The sequence below is a fragment of the Phenylobacterium sp. RIFCSPHIGHO2_01_FULL_69_31 genome (genome assembly GCF_001824475.1).
GTDB lineage: Bacteria > Pseudomonadota > Alphaproteobacteria > Caulobacterales > Caulobacteraceae > Phenylobacterium.
Window position 1 is genome coordinate 139,730 of the sequence record NZ_MHXN01000032.1, and the last position, 14,160, is coordinate 153,889.

Sequence of the window (14,160 nt, forward strand, 5' to 3'; positions counted from 1 at the left end):
TACTGGACGTGCATTCGGGCAAAACCGGCCCGCTGGCAAGCGGTCGGAGGCCTTCAGCCGAACGGCGGCGCGAAACGGATGTTTCCGCGGTCAAGTCCCTTCAGCACCACCTCCACGCCGCCTGACTTGATCATCCATTCCAGGCGATGGTCGCGATACTCGCGCCTGAAGAGCCCCCGCTCCACCAGCTCGGCCACGTCAGTCATGGAGACGCCGGCCGCGTTGAGCGCGGCGATGTCGGCGACGCAGGCCGCCACCGACGGCCGGGCATTTGCCCGCGCCAGCCAGGCCGCCAGCTTCGAGCCGTCCGGCGGCGGATGGCCGTGGCCGACCGAGCCGTTGAGATAGGGAACCACCGACAGATCGCCCCAGCCGAACGCCTCGCCGTTGAACCACTCACGGTCGGCGAGTTCCTTCTCCAGCCAGGCGTAGAAGCCGTCCGTCTGCGCCCGGGCCGCAGCGATGAGCGCCTCTGCCGCCTCACCTTCCGCGCGGCGGAACCAACGGATCTCGGAGAGCCCCCAGTTGATGGCCTCGAAGTGAGTGTCCATCACCTCTTCCAGCATCCGCACCCGCGCGCGCTCGGCGGCCGACGCCGGACGCATCGCCGGCTCCGGATACGCGTCGTCGAGGTACTCCAGGATGATGGTTGAATCGAAGATCCGGACGTCGCCGTCCACCAGCGCGGGCACCTCGGCCCGGGGGCTGGCCTCCACGAACGCACCCTGCGCGCCGCCCGCCCCGAGCCCGCCCGGCGTCGGCGCCTCGAACGCCAAGCCCTTCTCGCGGAGTGAGATCTTGACCTTCTGGGCGTAGGGCGAGAACGGGTGGTCGTAGAGCGTGATCACGACGACAGCGCCTCCGAAAGATCCATCTTCTGCGCCGCCTTCGCCGCCAGGAACGCCGGCCGCGACTTGAGGCGCTGCCAATAGGCCTTGGTCGCGGGCGAGATCCTGTCGTCCAGCTTCAGCGAATGCGCGAGCAACAGCGCATAACCCACGGAAATATCAGCGGCCGTGAAGCGCCCGGCGCAGAGCCAGTCGCTCGTTTCTAGGGCGCGATCCACGTGCCGGAGGCGGCTCAGGAACCACTTCGCATAGTCGTCGGCGACCACCTCGGCCTGGCCCGGTTCGAACTGGCGGTAGCGGAGCACCAGCGTCTGCGGAAAGGTCAGGGTCGCCTCGCCGAAGTGCAGCCAGTTGAGCCAGGCGCCATAGGCCGGATCGTCCGCCGGCACGGCCAGATCGCTGGGGCCGTAGCGGGTGACCAGGTACTGCACGATCGCCGCGCTCTCGGTCATGAAGGTCTCGCCGTCCTTCATCGCCGGAATGGTTCCCAGCGGATTGACCTCCAGGTATTCCGGCTGTCGCACGCGTGGCGGGAACGGCAACAGGTGCAGCTCGTAGGGCAGCCCCAGCTCTTCCAGCGCCCACAGCGGCCGGAACGACCGGGCGTCCGGACAATGCCAAAGCTCGATCATCCTAGCTTTCCCGCTGCGCGTAGTTCGGCCGTCGCTTCTCCAGGAACGCCTGCACGCCCTCCTGGAAGTCGCCGTCCGAGCTGGCCAGGATCTGGTTGCGGTCCTCCATGGCGATGGCCGCCTCCAGCCCCTGGGCGTCGATGGCGTGGTTCAGCGCCTCCTTGGTCAGGCGCAGGCCTAGCGGCGTGGCGTGCAGCATGTCGTCCACGAACCCTCTGGCCTCCGCCTCCAACTGTTCGGGTTCGACGATCCGGCTGACGAGGCCCAGCTGATAGGCCCGCTCGGCGTCGATGAAGCGACCCGTCAGCATGTACTCGGCCGCCACGGATGAGCCGACCATTCGCGGCAGGAAGTAGCTCACGCCGATGTCGCAGGCGGACAGCCCGATGCGGATGAAGGCGGCGTTCATGCGCGTCTTCGGCGTCGCGATCCGCACGTCGGACGCCAGGGCCAGGGCAAAGCCGCCGCCGGCCGCCGCCCCGTTCACGCAGGCCACGATGGGCTGCGGGCAGCGCCGCATGGCGATGACGATCTCGCTGATCTCCCGCTGGCGGGTCAGGCCGGCGCCGATCGAGCGCGAGCCTTGCGGATCGCCCCGCTCTTTCAGATCGAGGCCGGCGCAGAAAGCGTTCCCCGCCCCCTGCAGCACCACCACCCGCACGTCGCGGCGCCAGTAGAGGCCGACGAAGAACTCGCGCAGCTCGGTCACCAGGTTACGGCTCAGCGCGTTCAGGCGGTCGGGCCGGTTCATGGTCGCCCAGACCACCTCACCTTCCTGGCGCAGTTCCAGATCGGCCATGTTCAGAGCCCTTTCAGCCAGTCGAGCAGGAGTGCGTTGACCTCGGCGGGCCGCTCCTGCTGGGTCCAGTGCCCGACGCCCGGCAGCACGTGGGCGCCCCGCAGGTCCGTCACGTGCATGCGCATCAGCGCCGACGGATCGGGGATGCGGCCGAAGCCATTGAACGCCGGATCACGATCCCCGCCGATCAGCAGGCTGGGCTGCTCGATCTTGCGATCCTTGAAGGCCTGCAGCCATTCGAAGTCGCGCTCGTGGTTCCGGTAGCGGCTGATGGGACCGAAAAAGCCCGACCGCTTGAACTCGCCGACGTAGTAATCGAGGTCTTCGGCGCTCATCCAGGCCGGGAACACTTCGGGGTCGGTCATGCCCTCCAGCATGCTCGCGCCGTGCTTCTTCTGCGGCCACGAGCCGTCGGGCGCCTCGCCCGCGATGCCGTAGTAGAACTTGCGCAGGAAGTCGCGGACGTCCGCCTCCGCCTCGGCCTCCGGCGGCCCCACCTCTTGGAACCAGGCCTGGTAGAAGAAGTGGCCCTTGCTGGTGAACAGCTCGGTGAAAATCTCGGTGAACGGCCGGGTCGGCACGCCCGTGTAGGGCACCGACAGGCCCGCAACCGCGGAGATCACGTCCGGACGGGTCAGCGCGGTGTTCCAGACAATGGGCGCCCCCCAGTCGTGGCCGATCAGGATCGTCTTTTGGCCCGGCGCCAGCGCTTCAACCACGCCGGCCACGTCGGCGGTGAGCTCCTGCATCGAGTAGGCGTCAACGCGCTTGGGTTTATCCGAGCCGCCATAGCCGCGTACGTCGATCGCGGCTACCTGGTAGCCGGCCGCTGCGACGGGACCGATCTGGTGACGCCAGGAATACCAGCTCTCGGGGAAGCCGTGGACCATGACGACCAGCGGCCCCTCTCCTTCGACGGCGGCGCGTAGCTTTGCCCGACCGGTGTCGATGGTGCGGAATTCCGGCATGCGTTTCCCCGTATCGTTTGACCCATGTTCCCCGGCCGTCGGACGCTGGCAAGGCTGACCGTGCGGCAGGATCAGACGCAGCTTGACCCGGCGCGGCGGCGACCCGATGCATGGTTCAGCATGGCTCGACAGGCAGACCGTAGCGCCGCGACCATTCGGCGGATCCTCGACACCGCGCGCGAGCTGTTCGCGACGCAGGGCTACGAGGCCGTCAGCATCGATATGATCGCGGCGGCGGCCGGCCTGACGAAGGGCGCCTGCTACCACCACTTCGCCTCCAAGCAGGATCTGTTCGAACACCTGATCGACGAGGTGCAGGCCACGATCGCCGCGCGGCTCGACGAGCTGGCGGCAGGATCGCGGGGACCACCCTCGCCGCGATCCATCGCGACAGGGGCGGTGGCCTATCTGCGCCTGGCGAACGACCCTCGGATCCGCAGGCTCCTGCTCGCGGATGGCCCCTCGGTGATGGGATGGCAGCGCTGGCGCGAGACCGACGACCGGCACTTCGCCGGGCGCGTCAGGGCTGGTGTCGCCTACCTGCTGGGGCCGGCTGCAGACGCCGAGCAGACTGAGGCGGCGACCCGCGTGATCATGGGCGCGATCATGGAGGCCGCCCTCGCCAGCGGCAGCGCCGCCGACCCGGAGCCGGTCGTGGAGCGCTATGGGCGCACTATCGAGTCACTCCTCGCAGGCCTGGCTGCAAGCAACTAGTGTTGCATACTTCGGGTCTGCAAGTTGCCTTGCATACTGCGAGTATGCAACATGGCGTTCCCCAGACGGAGCACCCCCATGTCGACGGCGACCCTTCAAGTCCCTTCCGCCCAAGCCGCGATGAAAGCAGCTTTCGACCGCTACCACGTGGGATGGGAGACGAGAGACGCGGCCCGCATCGCCAGCCTGCACTCGATCGATTCCGTATTCCTTCTGCACGACGGCTCGCCTGCCGTCGTTGGCCGCGAGAACATCCGCCGCCACGTGGAGGGTCTGTTCGAGACGTATCCTGGCCTGGCGTTCGAGCCCGCCCATCGCACGCTGTTTGGCGATGGCCGCTGGGTCTTCGACTACACCATGGTTCTGGGGTCCGCCGACAAGAAGGCCCGCGTGAAGATGGTGGACGTCGTGGACGTGAACGCGGCGGGCGAAGTCACGCGCAAGGAAGTCTTCCTGGACCCGGCCGAGGCCCAGGCGGCGCTCGCGGGCGCCGGTCTCGCCTGACGTGGTGGTCGGCGGTGACGGGGCGTCACCGTTGACCTTGCCCTCCCCCGGACGAACAGTCGGCCGGCAAGGGAGGAGCGCCCATGGTCTCGCTGACCGAGAAGAGCGCCGGTTTCGCGCACGTCCGCTGCACGCTGGATGACCATGTCGCCACCGTCGCGCTGGATCGCCCGGAGCGGCGCAACGCCCTGAATTACCAAGCCTATGACGAGCTTGAGCAGGCGTTTCGGCTGAGCGCGGCGGACGACGAGGTCCGCTGCGTGATCGTGACCGGGGCCGACCCCGCCTTCTGCTCAGGCGACGACGTCGGCGAGATCATGGCCGGGCCCAAGCCGGTGTCGAAGCGCTCGCTGCCCGTCACCTATCAGGCCACGCCAGCGGCCATCGCCGCGCTCGAGTGCGACAAGCCGGTGATCGCCGCTGTGAACGGGGCGGCCGTCGGCTGGGGCATGGAACTGGCGCTGTTCGCCGACATCCGCCTCGCGTCCGAGAAGGCGAAGTTCGGCGAGCTGTTCGTCAAGCGCGGCCTGGTCTGCGACGTAGGCGGCTTCTACCGTCTGCCCGCCGTCGTCGGCCCGGCCAAGGCCGCCGAGCTGCTGTTCACAGGCGATGTGTTCGACGCCGCCGAGGCCTTGCGTATCGGCTTGGTCAGCCAGGTGACGGCCCATGAGGCGCTGCTGCCCGCCGCCCGCAACCTGGCCGGCCGGATCGCCGCCAACCCGCCCCTGGCCGTGCGTCACCTTAAGGCAGGTCTCAGCCGTTTCGCCTACGGCGACCCGCGAGAGATCGGGGCCTGGGCCATAGAGAAGATCCGCCTCCTGATGCAGACCGAAGACCACCGGGAAGGCGTCGCCAGCTTCCTTGAGAAGCGCCAGCCGGTCTTCCAGGGGCGCTAAGGCATGGACCTCGACTTCACCGGCAAGACCGTCCTCGTGGTGGGCGGCTCCAGCGGCATCGGCAACGGCGTGGCCCACGGCTTCCGCCAGCGGGGCGCTCAGGTGCATGTCTGGGGCACGCGGCCCTCGGCGGCCGACTACGACGGGATCGAAGGCTCCGATCTGGAGGGCCTGGGCTACGCCAAGGTCGACGTCGGCGTGCGCGAGGAGATCGCCGCCGCCCCGGCGATCGAGCCCCTGGACGTTCTGGTCCTCTGCCAGGGCACGGTCCAGTACCGCAGAGCCGAGTTCGAGCCCGCGGGCTGGGACCGGGTGATGGCCGTGAACCTCGACAGCCTGATGGACTGCGCGCGGAAGTTCCGGTCGACGCTGGCCGCGCGCAAGGGCGTGATCATCATCGTCAGCTCGGTGTCCGGCTATACCTCCAACCGGGGCAATCCCGCCTACGCCGCCTCCAAGGCCGGCGCGGTCAGCCTGACCAAGACCCTCGGCGAGGCGTGGGCGCCGGAAGGCATCCGGGTCGTCGGCCTCGCGCCCGGCTTGGTGGACACCAAGCTGACCAAGGTGACCACCGAACACCCCGAGCGGCTCGAAGGGGCCCTGCGCTCGATCCCTCTGGGCCGCATGGGCACGCCTCAGGACATGGCCGGCGCCGCCCTGCTGCTGGCCTCGCCGCTGGCCGGCTACGTGGTCGGCCAGACCCTGATCGTCGATGGAGGCCTTTCGCTATGACCAGCCGTTCCGTCGCGGGCTCCGTCGTCCTCGTCACCGGCGCGGCCTCGGGCATGGGCCGGGCCACCGCCGAGGTGTTCGCCGCGGAGGGCGCGCATGTCGCCTGCACCGACATCGCCGCCGAGAGCGTGCGTGAGGTCGCTGACGACCTGGTCCACCGCGGCTACAGCGCCGAGGCCTGGACCCTCGACGTGGCGGACGCCGCCGCCATCGCCTTGACCGTCGAGGCCGTAGCGAAGCGGTTCGGCGGCCTGGACATCCTGGTCAACAACGCCGGGATCTCCGCGTTTTCGCCCATCGATTCCGAGGGCTACGACGCGATCTGGACACGGTCCCTGGCGATCCTGCTGACCGCGCAGCAGCGGCTGATCCGCGCCGCCCTGCCCCATCTGCGCAAGTCGCACGCCCCCCGCATCGTCAACATCGCCTCCACCGAGGCCCTGGGCGCCACCAGCCGCGACAGCCCGTACGCCGCCGCCAAGGCGGGGGTCACCGGCCTGACCCGCGCGCTCGCCGTGGAGCTCGGGCCGGAAGGGATCACGGTCAACTGCATCTGCCCCGGCCCGATCCTGACCGGCATGACCGAGGCGATTTCCGAAGAGGACAAGCAGGCCTATGCCCGCCGCCGCACGGCGCTGCGCCGCTACGGCCGGCCGGAAGAAGTAGCCCATATGACGCTAAGCCTGTGCCTGCCGGCGGCGTCCTTCATCACCGGGACGACGATACCCGTCGACGGAGGCCTGATGGCCCGCAACGCCTGAGGCCCAGCCCTCGGCCGCGCGTCAATCCAGCTTCGGCCCGTCGCCCGCACGCACCGCCTCGGGCCGGACGTGCGCGACCACGGCGCGCAGCACCAGGCCCGGCTCCTCGACCATGGGCAGGTGCGCCGAGTTCTCGAACCAGAAGACCTGTTTGCGCGGAGCCTTCAGCGCTTTCATCCACGCCGCGGTGATGGTCGAGGGCGTGGTGTAGTCGCCCCGGCCCAGCAGCATGTAGACGGGGACGTTGAGTCGCCCGATCTCCGCCATGCTGGTGGTCGCCAGCGTGGGGAACATGGTCCCGATGGTGAGCTCGCTGCCGGCCCCGATCGCGACCCGCTCTTCCGGCGTGTACTCGGGCGACAGCCGCCGGGCGCGGAAGTAGAAGTCGGCGTCCTTGCGATGCATGGCCAGGCCCCCGTAGTGGACCGACCACTTCCGCTGGGTGGTCATCTTCGCCACGTCCAGCGGGCCGTCGCCGGGATAGGGCGCGATGGCCTCCAGTTCACGGACGGCCTCGGCGTTGCCGTCCTTCCGCGCCTGCTCCAGCGACCAGGCGTAGCCCACGCGCTCGTTCTCCCGGAAGCTGATGACCTGGCCCATCCCGACATAGGCATGGAGCAGGTCTGGACGCTGCGCGGCCACCTTCAGGCCCACCACCGAGCCCCAGCTGTGGCCCAGCAGGATCACCTTGCGCTTGCCGTAGCGCGCCTTCAGGTGCTCGATCAGCGCGACGGCGTCCTCGACATAGGTCTCCGGCTTCAGGGTCGGTTTAAGGGCCTCCGGATCGTTGAGCTGATACGACCGCCCCGACCCCCGCTGGTCCCATTGCACGACCGTGAAGAAGTCCTCCCAGGGCCGCTGCCACATCCAGGCTGTGGGCGTCTCCGGCGCGGCCGGCCCGCCGTGAACCCAAAGCAGGATGGGGTTGTCGCGATCGGCGCCGCGGACGCTGACCGCCTGTTTCGTCCCGTTCAGCTCGACCTCGAAGCGCTCCTGCACCGCCTTGGGGGACACCAGCTTGTGATGGTCCGCGATGGCGGCCCGGCCCGGCGCATAGGTGTCCGGCGCCGAGGGCGGGGTGGCGGCGACAGCGGCGGCCATGAAAACGGGGACAAGAACCACGGACGGCAGACTCCAACGACGGGCGCGCCAAGATTCGGGTGCGTCGCCCCGGGCGTCTAGCCGCCCGTGAACCTGCCCGGCCGTTTCTCGCGGAAGGCCGCCACGCCCTCCCGGTAATCCTGGGTGGAGGTGGCAAGGAGGAACTGGTCGCGGTCCATGTAGATGGACGCCTGCGCCGTGGCGCCGGCCACCGCGTTCACCGCCTCCTTGGTCATCCGGACGGGGATCGGCGGCAGGACCGCGACCTTTTCGGCCCACCGGCGGGCGGCCGTGAGCGCCTCACCCGCGGCGACGGCCTCGTCGGCGAAGCCCCAATCCAGGCATCTGGCCGCATCGACCGTCTCACCGAACATCACGAACTGCTTGGCCCGCGACGGACCCACGAGGGCGACGATCCCGGGGATGCTGCGCCAGCTCATGTTCATGCCCAGCGGAACCTCCGGCAGGCGTAGGTAGGCGCCCTCGCCCATCACCCGGAAGTCGCACGACAGCGCCAGCGCCGCCCCGCCGCCGATGCAATAGCCCTCGACGGCTGCGATGGTCACCGCCTCGATCTCGCGCCAGGCCCGGCACATGTCGGGACCGGCCATGACGGCGCGGCGGCTCTCGATGAGCGGCAGCGCCGTCCGCGCCTGGCTGGCCGACAGGTCAGCCCCGGCCGAGAAATAGCTGTCCGCCCCCGTCAGGATCACGGCGCGCACGTCGGTGCGCAGCCGCAGCAGCGCCGCCGCCTCGGTCAATTCCTCCATCAGTTCGCCGTTCAGCGCGTTACGGGCCCCGGGCCGCGCCAGGGCCACCTCGACCATCGCCTCTCGCCGCTGCACGCGGATCGTCCGCCAATCGGTGTCGAACAGCTTGTCGCCCATCGTCGCTTCCCCCAGGATTTGCGCCATCTTGGAACGGAGCCGCCGTCCGGCGGTAGCCCCCATGCGCTGGAACCGACGCGAGATCGTCTCGGCCGCGGCCCTCGCCGTGGCCGGCTGCGGTCGCGCACACGCCGAGGCGCAGGAGCCGAAGATGCCGACCAAGCCGCTGCTGACGCGCAAGGTCCCCGCCTCGGGCGAAGCGCTGCCCGTCGTCGGCCTCGGCACCTGGCAGGCGTTCGACGTGGCGACCGGCGGCCCTGACTGGGACCAGGCCGGCGAGGCGCTGGCCGCCTTCGCCCGCGCCGGCGGCAGGGTGGTGGACTCCTCGCCCATGTACGGCCGCGCCGAGGCGGCCATCGGCGCCCTGGCCGCCGAGCGCGGGCTGCGGCCGGATCTGTTCCTCGCGACCAAGGTCTGGACCCGGGGACGCGCGGCGGGTGAGGCCCAGATCGCCGCGTCACACGACAAGCTGCGGGCGCCGGTCATCGACCTGATGCAGGTGCACAACCTGCTCGATCTCGAGGTGCACATGCCGACCCTGCGCGCGGCCAAGGCGGCCGGGACGATCCGGTACGTGGGCGTCACCCACTACGACGAGAGCGCCTACGACGCCCTGGAAGCCGCCATGCGCCGGCACGAGCTCGACTTCATCCAGATCAACGCCTCGGTGGCCGAGCGGTCGTCCGAGGCGCGGATCCTGCCCCTGGCCGCGGAGCGGGGCTTGGCCGTGCTGATCAACCGCCCCTTCGCCGGCGGCGACCTGTTTGGGCGCGTGCGCCGGCTGCCGCTGCCGGGCTGGGCCGCCGAGATCGGGGCGACCAGCTGGGCCCAGGTGCTGCTGAAGTACGTGCTGGCCAATCCCGCGGTGACCTGCGCCATCCCGGGCACGCGGAACCCATGCTACGTGCTGGACAACCTGGGCGCCGCGACCGGACCGCTTCCTGACGCGGCGCAACGGCGCCGGATCGTGGAGGCCGTGGCCGCCGCCTAGTTCTCGGGGCGCGCCAGCCCCGGGATTTTCCGCAGCCAGCTCTGCTTCTTCTTCGGCTTGGCAGTCTCGGCCGGAGCCGCCGCGGCGGCCGTTTCGACCGGCGCGGTCGCATGGCCCTGCGCGTTCGACGCCGTGGGCGGCGGAGCGGCCTCGGCGGGCGGCGGGTCGTTCACCGCCACCGCCTGCACGCCCAGGTCGCGATCGCAGCGCTCGTCACGCTTCGGCGTCTCGAACACGGTGGCGGTCAGCACCGGCTGGTGGCCCGGCTTGTTGGTGCTGACGAACACGGCCAGCGCCCGGCGGCCCGGCAGGTTGCACCAAGTCTCGCGGAACGCCCAGCTGCCGGCCTCCCAGCGCGTCTTGGCCGGGACCAGCAGTTCGGGCCGACGCTTGATGGCCGCCTGCACCGCATCCTGGATCTGAACGGGCTCGCCCGCTGTCACCCGCACGGTGCAGCTCACCGGGTCCTTGCCGCGGCGGATGGTGACGTCGTCGCCGTCGATGTCCTCCACCGGCGCATTGTCGATCACCGCGGCAAGGCAGGCCGACGTTGCCGAGCGCGCCTCCTGCAGCGGTTCGGCCGTGGCCGCGGCAGCGGGGACCGTCAGGATCAGGGCAAGGGCAAGCGTTCGCATGGCGCTGGTTCGCCTAGCATCGCGGCGCCGGTGTGGCGACTAGCCGGTGTTCCTGAGGCCGGACGCGACGCCAGCCACCGTCAGCTGGATCGCCAGCTTCAGCTGCGGGTCGTCGTCCCCGGCGCGGCGGCGCGCAAGCAGTTCGAGCTGCAAGTGGTTCAGCGGATCCACCACCTCGGCGGCGAGCGCCACCGACTCGGCCATCTGCGGGTGGTTGTCCAGCAGGCGGGTCCCGCCGCGGATCGCCAGCACCAGTTCGCAGGCCGCCTCATGCTCGGCCCGGATCCGCTCGAAGATCGCCTTGCCGGCCGCACCCGGATGCAGGGCGGCGTATTTGGCGGCGATCGCCATGTCGGACTGGGCCAGGGCCACCTCCATGTTGGAGATCATCGAGGCGAAGAGGTTGTCGTCGGCCAGCGCGCGGAGGTCGTCCGCCGACATGCCCGCCTTGGCCGCCCCGCCGGCGAAGCCGTACCAGGCCGGCAGCATGAAGCGCGCCTGAGACCAGGAGAACACCCAGGGGATTGCCCGCAGGTCCTCGATCCGGCGGCTGGCGGTGCGCGAGGCGGGCCGGCTGCCGATGTTCAGCCCGACGATCTCGGCGATGGGGGTGGCTCCCCAGAAGAAGTCCTCGAAGCCGGCCGTGTCGTAGACCAGCTCGCGATAGGCCTCGAACGAGGCGTGGCTGAGCGCCTCCAGCCGCTCCGAGCCGGCCTCCGCATCGTCAGCGGATCGGGCGCTGGCCATGGCGACGGCGGCGACCAGGCTGTCCAGGTTCCGCCGCGCGGTGGGCTCGTCCCCGAACCGGCGGGAGATCATCTCGCCCTGCTCGGTCAGGCGCAACCGGCCCTTCACCGTTCCGGTCGGCTGGGCCATCACCGCCTGCGCGGCCGGCCCGCCTCCGCGTCCCACCGAGCCGCCGCGACCGTGGAAGTACCAGAGGTCGACGCCCTGGGTCCGCGCCTGGGCCGCCAGCACGGCCGCGGCCTTGGTGACGTTGTAGCGCGAGGCGACGTAGCCGCCGTCCTTGTTGCTGTCGGAATAGCCCAGCATCACCTCGCGCCACTTCGGCTCGCCGAACATCTCGGGCGGCAGGCTCAGCGACAGCCACTCCTTCAGCAGCACGGGTCCGTGCTCCAGGTCGCCGATGGTCTCCAGCAAGGGGGCGACCCGGATGGCGCTGCGGCCCTTGTCGCCGCCCTGCACCAGGCCGGCCTGCTTCAGCAGCACCAGCGGCTCCAGCACGTCGGAGAGCGTCGCGGTCTTGGAGATGATGTAGGCGCCCAGCGCCTTCTCGCCGTAGAGGCGGACCACCTCGGCGGCGGCGTCCAGGACGCCCAGCTCGCGCATGGTCTCGTCGCTGTAGTCCAGGAACGGCGAGCGCAGCGGACGGTCGTGGCTGAGCTCCTTGGTCAGCACGCGCACCCGCTCGGCCTCGTCCGAGCCCAGGTAGTCGATGTTGACGCCGGCCCGAACGTACAGCTCGTGGATCATCCGCTCGTGGACGTCGGCGTTCTGGCGCAGGTCGATGGACAGCAGGTGGAAGCCACAGGCCCGCGCCACCGCGATCAGGGTCCGCAGGCGCGCGCCCACGACCCGCTCGCCCATGTGGGTGCGGATGGATTGGCGGATCGTCTCCAGGTCCGCCACGAAGTCCGCCGACGCCTCATAGTGCGGCGAGGTGGTCGGCCATGATCCGCCCGCCAGGCGGTTGGCGGTGGCGGACAGCCGGTCCCAGACCTCCTGGAGCGCCAGCCGATAGGGCTCGTCCTTGCGATGGGCGTCGTCGCGGCCCGCGTGCGGCGAGGCCTCGGCCAGGGCCAGCACGCCGGCGCTGGCCGGGGTCAGGTCGACGCTGACGGCGAGGTCGAACCAGAGCCGGCGTACCTCGTCCGAATAGTGGTTGAGGATCAGGCGCGCCTGCGAGCGCATTGCGAGCTTCAGGGTCTCGCCGGTCACGCCGGGATGGCCATCGCGGTCGCCGCCCAGCCACGATCCGAGGGTCAGGGGCGTTGCCATCTCGAACTGCTCGCTCCAGCCCTCATAGAGCTCGGAGAGGGCCGGCAGGATGGACCGCCGGACGATGGCCAGGGAATTGCGGATCTCGTCCGCCGGGCTGATCCGGTCCGGCCGGTGCATCCGCGCCTTCCACAGCAGCGCCAGCTCGCGGAACAGGTCCTCGCGCAGCCGCTTCTCGATAGGCGGCAGAAGGTGATGGGTGCGCAGGGACATCAGCCGCGCGATCTCGGCCTCCCGTTCCACCACCGCCCGGCGGCGGACTTCCGTGGGGTGGGCGGTGAGCACCGGCGCCACGGCCATCCGCGGGACGATCCGCGCCGCAGCCTTCGGGCCCAGACGCTGGGCGGCGTCGGTGAGCGTGTGAGGCAGTTCACCCGCCTCCATCTCCGCCTCCACCGAGCGGCGGCGGCCGACCACGTCCTCGCCCAGGTTCGACAGTAGCGAGGCGCAGGTGAAGGCGCGGGCCAGATAGACCGCCTGGTCCGGCCGCAGGGTCGAGAACAGCGCCTCCAGCGCCTCCTCATCGTCCTGCCGGGCGACCTCGCGCGCGCGCTTGACCAGGGCGGCAGCGTCCTCGCCGTCCAGGTAGCGGATGACCTCCTCGAACAGGTCCTCGAGGTAGTGAACCGCCGCGCCGGCGGCGGCTTCCGGGACCGGGGCGACCTTCATGTCCATCATCGGCCCAGCTCCTTCGAACGCACCACGGCGCGCAGCATAGCGCAGGGATAGGGGCCGTCAGCCAGGATCGCCCGGTGGAAGGCCGGCCAGGCGGCCATGCGCTTCGGCCGCAGGCGCGCGATCTCCAGGGCGCCCAGTCCCTGCGCGGCATAGACGCCCGGCTGCCGCCGCATCCGCGCCACGTCCGCCTCGATGGTGGTGAAGGCGATCGACCGCCCCTGCAACTCGGTCATGGCTTCCACGGCCCGGTCCGCGCTCCAACCCAAGGCGCCCTGCCCGGTGTCGGCGACGATCCGCGCCATCCGGAACAGCCGCCAGTGCAAGTAGCCGATCTCGCCCAGGGGATCGCCGGCGTAGGCGCCCAGGTCGGCGGCGAGTTGTTCGGCATAGGTCGCCCAGGCTTCGGAATAGACGCTGAGAAAGCGCTGCCGGGCCAGATCCGGCGACTGAAGCGCGACCTGCAGCGCGTGCCCCGGCACGGTCTCATGGAAGGCGACGCTGGGCAGGGTCCACGCCGGCCGCTCGCGGATCGCCTTCAGGTCGACGAAGTAGGCCGCGGGCTCGCGATAGCCGCCGCGGCCCTGGGCCTCGTCGGCGGGCGACATGCGGCGGACCTCGGCGGCGGGGATCGCGAGCTCGCCGAAAGCCCGCGCCAGCCGGGGACGCAGCGCGACGAGCCGGGCGTTCATGTCGGCCACGGCGCGGTCGCGGCCCGCGTCGCCGTCGGCATAGAGATGGCGCTGGTCTGCAAAGAGTGTGCGGATCCGCTCGGCCACGCTCCCGCCCGCCAGCCCCTGGGCGCGAAGCAGCCGATCCGCCCGCGCCCGCAGCCGTCGGATCTCGATGAGGGCGTGGTTGTGAGCCATACGCGGGTCCACCGGAGCGCCCCAGGCGTCCGCCAGGGCCTGCGCATAGTCGGCGGCGCCGGCAGGACTGCACTTCAGCGCGACGGCGGAGGCCAAGAGGGATCGGCGAGTCCACATGGGGATGTGTCT

General features: G+C 70.4%; 15 protein-coding genes. 6 read left to right on the forward strand and 9 right to left on the reverse strand.

Annotated elements, in window-relative coordinates; genetic code table 11:
• Positions 1-53: 53 nt before the first annotated feature.
• From A2790_RS17315 to A2790_RS17330, 4 genes are read right to left on the reverse strand one after another with little or no spacing between them, the layout of a single operon-like run.
• Positions 54-848: a glutathione S-transferase family protein gene (locus A2790_RS17315; RefSeq protein ID WP_293394043.1), complete on the reverse strand. Its 795-nt coding sequence runs from the start codon at positions 846-848 to the stop codon at positions 54-56.
• Positions 845-1,480: a glutathione S-transferase family protein gene (locus A2790_RS17320; RefSeq protein WP_293394045.1), complete on the reverse strand. Its 636-nt coding sequence runs from the start codon at positions 1,478-1,480 to the stop codon at positions 845-847. The genes A2790_RS17315 and A2790_RS17320 overlap by 4 nt, the downstream gene beginning before the upstream one ends.
• Position 1,481: 1 nt before the next feature.
• Entirely contained in the window at positions 1,482-2,279 is a 798-nt protein-coding gene (locus tag A2790_RS17325) for an enoyl-CoA hydratase/isomerase family protein (protein WP_293394047.1), read from the reverse strand.
• Between the two features lie 2 nt (positions 2,280-2,281).
• Positions 2,282-3,247 carry an alpha/beta hydrolase gene (locus tag A2790_RS17330; RefSeq protein WP_293394049.1) on the reverse strand — a complete coding sequence of 322 codons (966 nt, stop codon included), beginning with the start codon at positions 3,245-3,247 and terminating at the stop codon, positions 2,282-2,284.
• A gap of 120 nt (positions 3,248-3,367) precedes the next feature.
• Between A2790_RS17330 and A2790_RS17335 the strand changes: the two genes are divergently transcribed.
• The 5 genes from A2790_RS17335 to A2790_RS17355 all read left to right on the forward strand — a co-directional run bounded on the left by A2790_RS17335 (position 3,368) and on the right by A2790_RS17355 (position 6,854).
• Positions 3,368-3,961 carry a TetR/AcrR family transcriptional regulator gene (locus tag A2790_RS17335; RefSeq protein ID WP_293394051.1) on the forward strand — a complete coding sequence of 198 codons (594 nt, stop codon included), beginning with the start codon at positions 3,368-3,370 and terminating at the stop codon, positions 3,959-3,961.
• A 120-nt stretch (positions 3,962-4,081) separates the two neighbouring features.
• A complete protein-coding gene (locus A2790_RS17340; RefSeq protein WP_293394053.1) occupies positions 4,082-4,465 on the forward strand; it encodes a nuclear transport factor 2 family protein in 384 nt (127 codons plus the stop codon).
• 83 nt (positions 4,466-4,548) lie between these two features.
• Positions 4,549-5,361, forward strand: coding sequence for an enoyl-CoA hydratase-related protein (locus A2790_RS17345; RefSeq protein WP_293394055.1), 813 nt, complete (start codon positions 4,549-4,551; stop codon positions 5,359-5,361).
• A 3-nt stretch (positions 5,362-5,364) separates the two neighbouring features.
• Positions 5,365-6,093 carry an SDR family oxidoreductase gene (locus A2790_RS17350; RefSeq protein ID WP_293394057.1) on the forward strand — a complete coding sequence of 243 codons (729 nt, stop codon included), beginning with the start codon at positions 5,365-5,367 and terminating at the stop codon, positions 6,091-6,093.
• Positions 6,090-6,854 (forward strand): SDR family NAD(P)-dependent oxidoreductase, encoded by a 765-nt coding sequence (locus A2790_RS17355; protein ID WP_293394059.1) that lies wholly within the window; start codon positions 6,090-6,092, stop codon positions 6,852-6,854. Before A2790_RS17350 ends, A2790_RS17355 begins: the two co-directional genes overlap by 4 nt.
• Positions 6,855-6,875: 21 nt before the next feature.
• Here the strand turns inward: A2790_RS17355 and A2790_RS17360 are convergent, their stop codons facing one another.
• Positions 6,876-7,955: an alpha/beta hydrolase gene (locus A2790_RS17360; RefSeq protein ID WP_293394061.1), complete on the reverse strand. Its 1,080-nt coding sequence runs from the start codon at positions 7,953-7,955 to the stop codon at positions 6,876-6,878.
• 77 nt (positions 7,956-8,032) lie between these two features.
• Positions 8,033-8,842: an enoyl-CoA hydratase/isomerase family protein gene (locus A2790_RS17365; RefSeq protein WP_293394063.1), complete on the reverse strand. Its 810-nt coding sequence runs from the start codon at positions 8,840-8,842 to the stop codon at positions 8,033-8,035.
• 61 nt (positions 8,843-8,903) lie between these two features.
• On the opposite strand from A2790_RS17365, the gene A2790_RS17370 reads away from it, so the two are divergent.
• A complete protein-coding gene (locus tag A2790_RS17370; RefSeq protein WP_293394065.1) occupies positions 8,904-9,833 on the forward strand; it encodes an aldo/keto reductase in 930 nt (309 codons plus the stop codon).
• On the opposite strand, the gene A2790_RS17375 is transcribed toward A2790_RS17370, so the two are convergent.
• From A2790_RS17375 to A2790_RS17385, 3 genes are read right to left on the reverse strand one after another with little or no spacing between them, the layout of a single operon-like run.
• Positions 9,830-10,468, reverse strand: a complete 639-nt coding sequence (locus tag A2790_RS17375) for a hypothetical protein (RefSeq protein WP_293394067.1) — start codon at positions 10,466-10,468, stop codon at positions 9,830-9,832. The two genes, A2790_RS17370 and A2790_RS17375, sit on opposite strands and share 4 nt — an antisense overlap.
• 39 nt (positions 10,469-10,507) lie before the next feature.
• Entirely contained in the window at positions 10,508-13,165 is a 2,658-nt protein-coding gene (gene ppc, locus A2790_RS17380) for a phosphoenolpyruvate carboxylase (RefSeq protein WP_293394069.1), read from the reverse strand.
• On the reverse strand, positions 13,162-14,127 hold the full coding sequence (locus tag A2790_RS17385; protein WP_293394072.1) for a DUF885 family protein: 966 nt from the start codon (positions 14,125-14,127) through the stop codon (positions 13,162-13,164). Before A2790_RS17385 ends, ppc begins: the two co-directional genes overlap by 4 nt.
• Positions 14,128-14,160 lie beyond the last annotated feature (33 nt).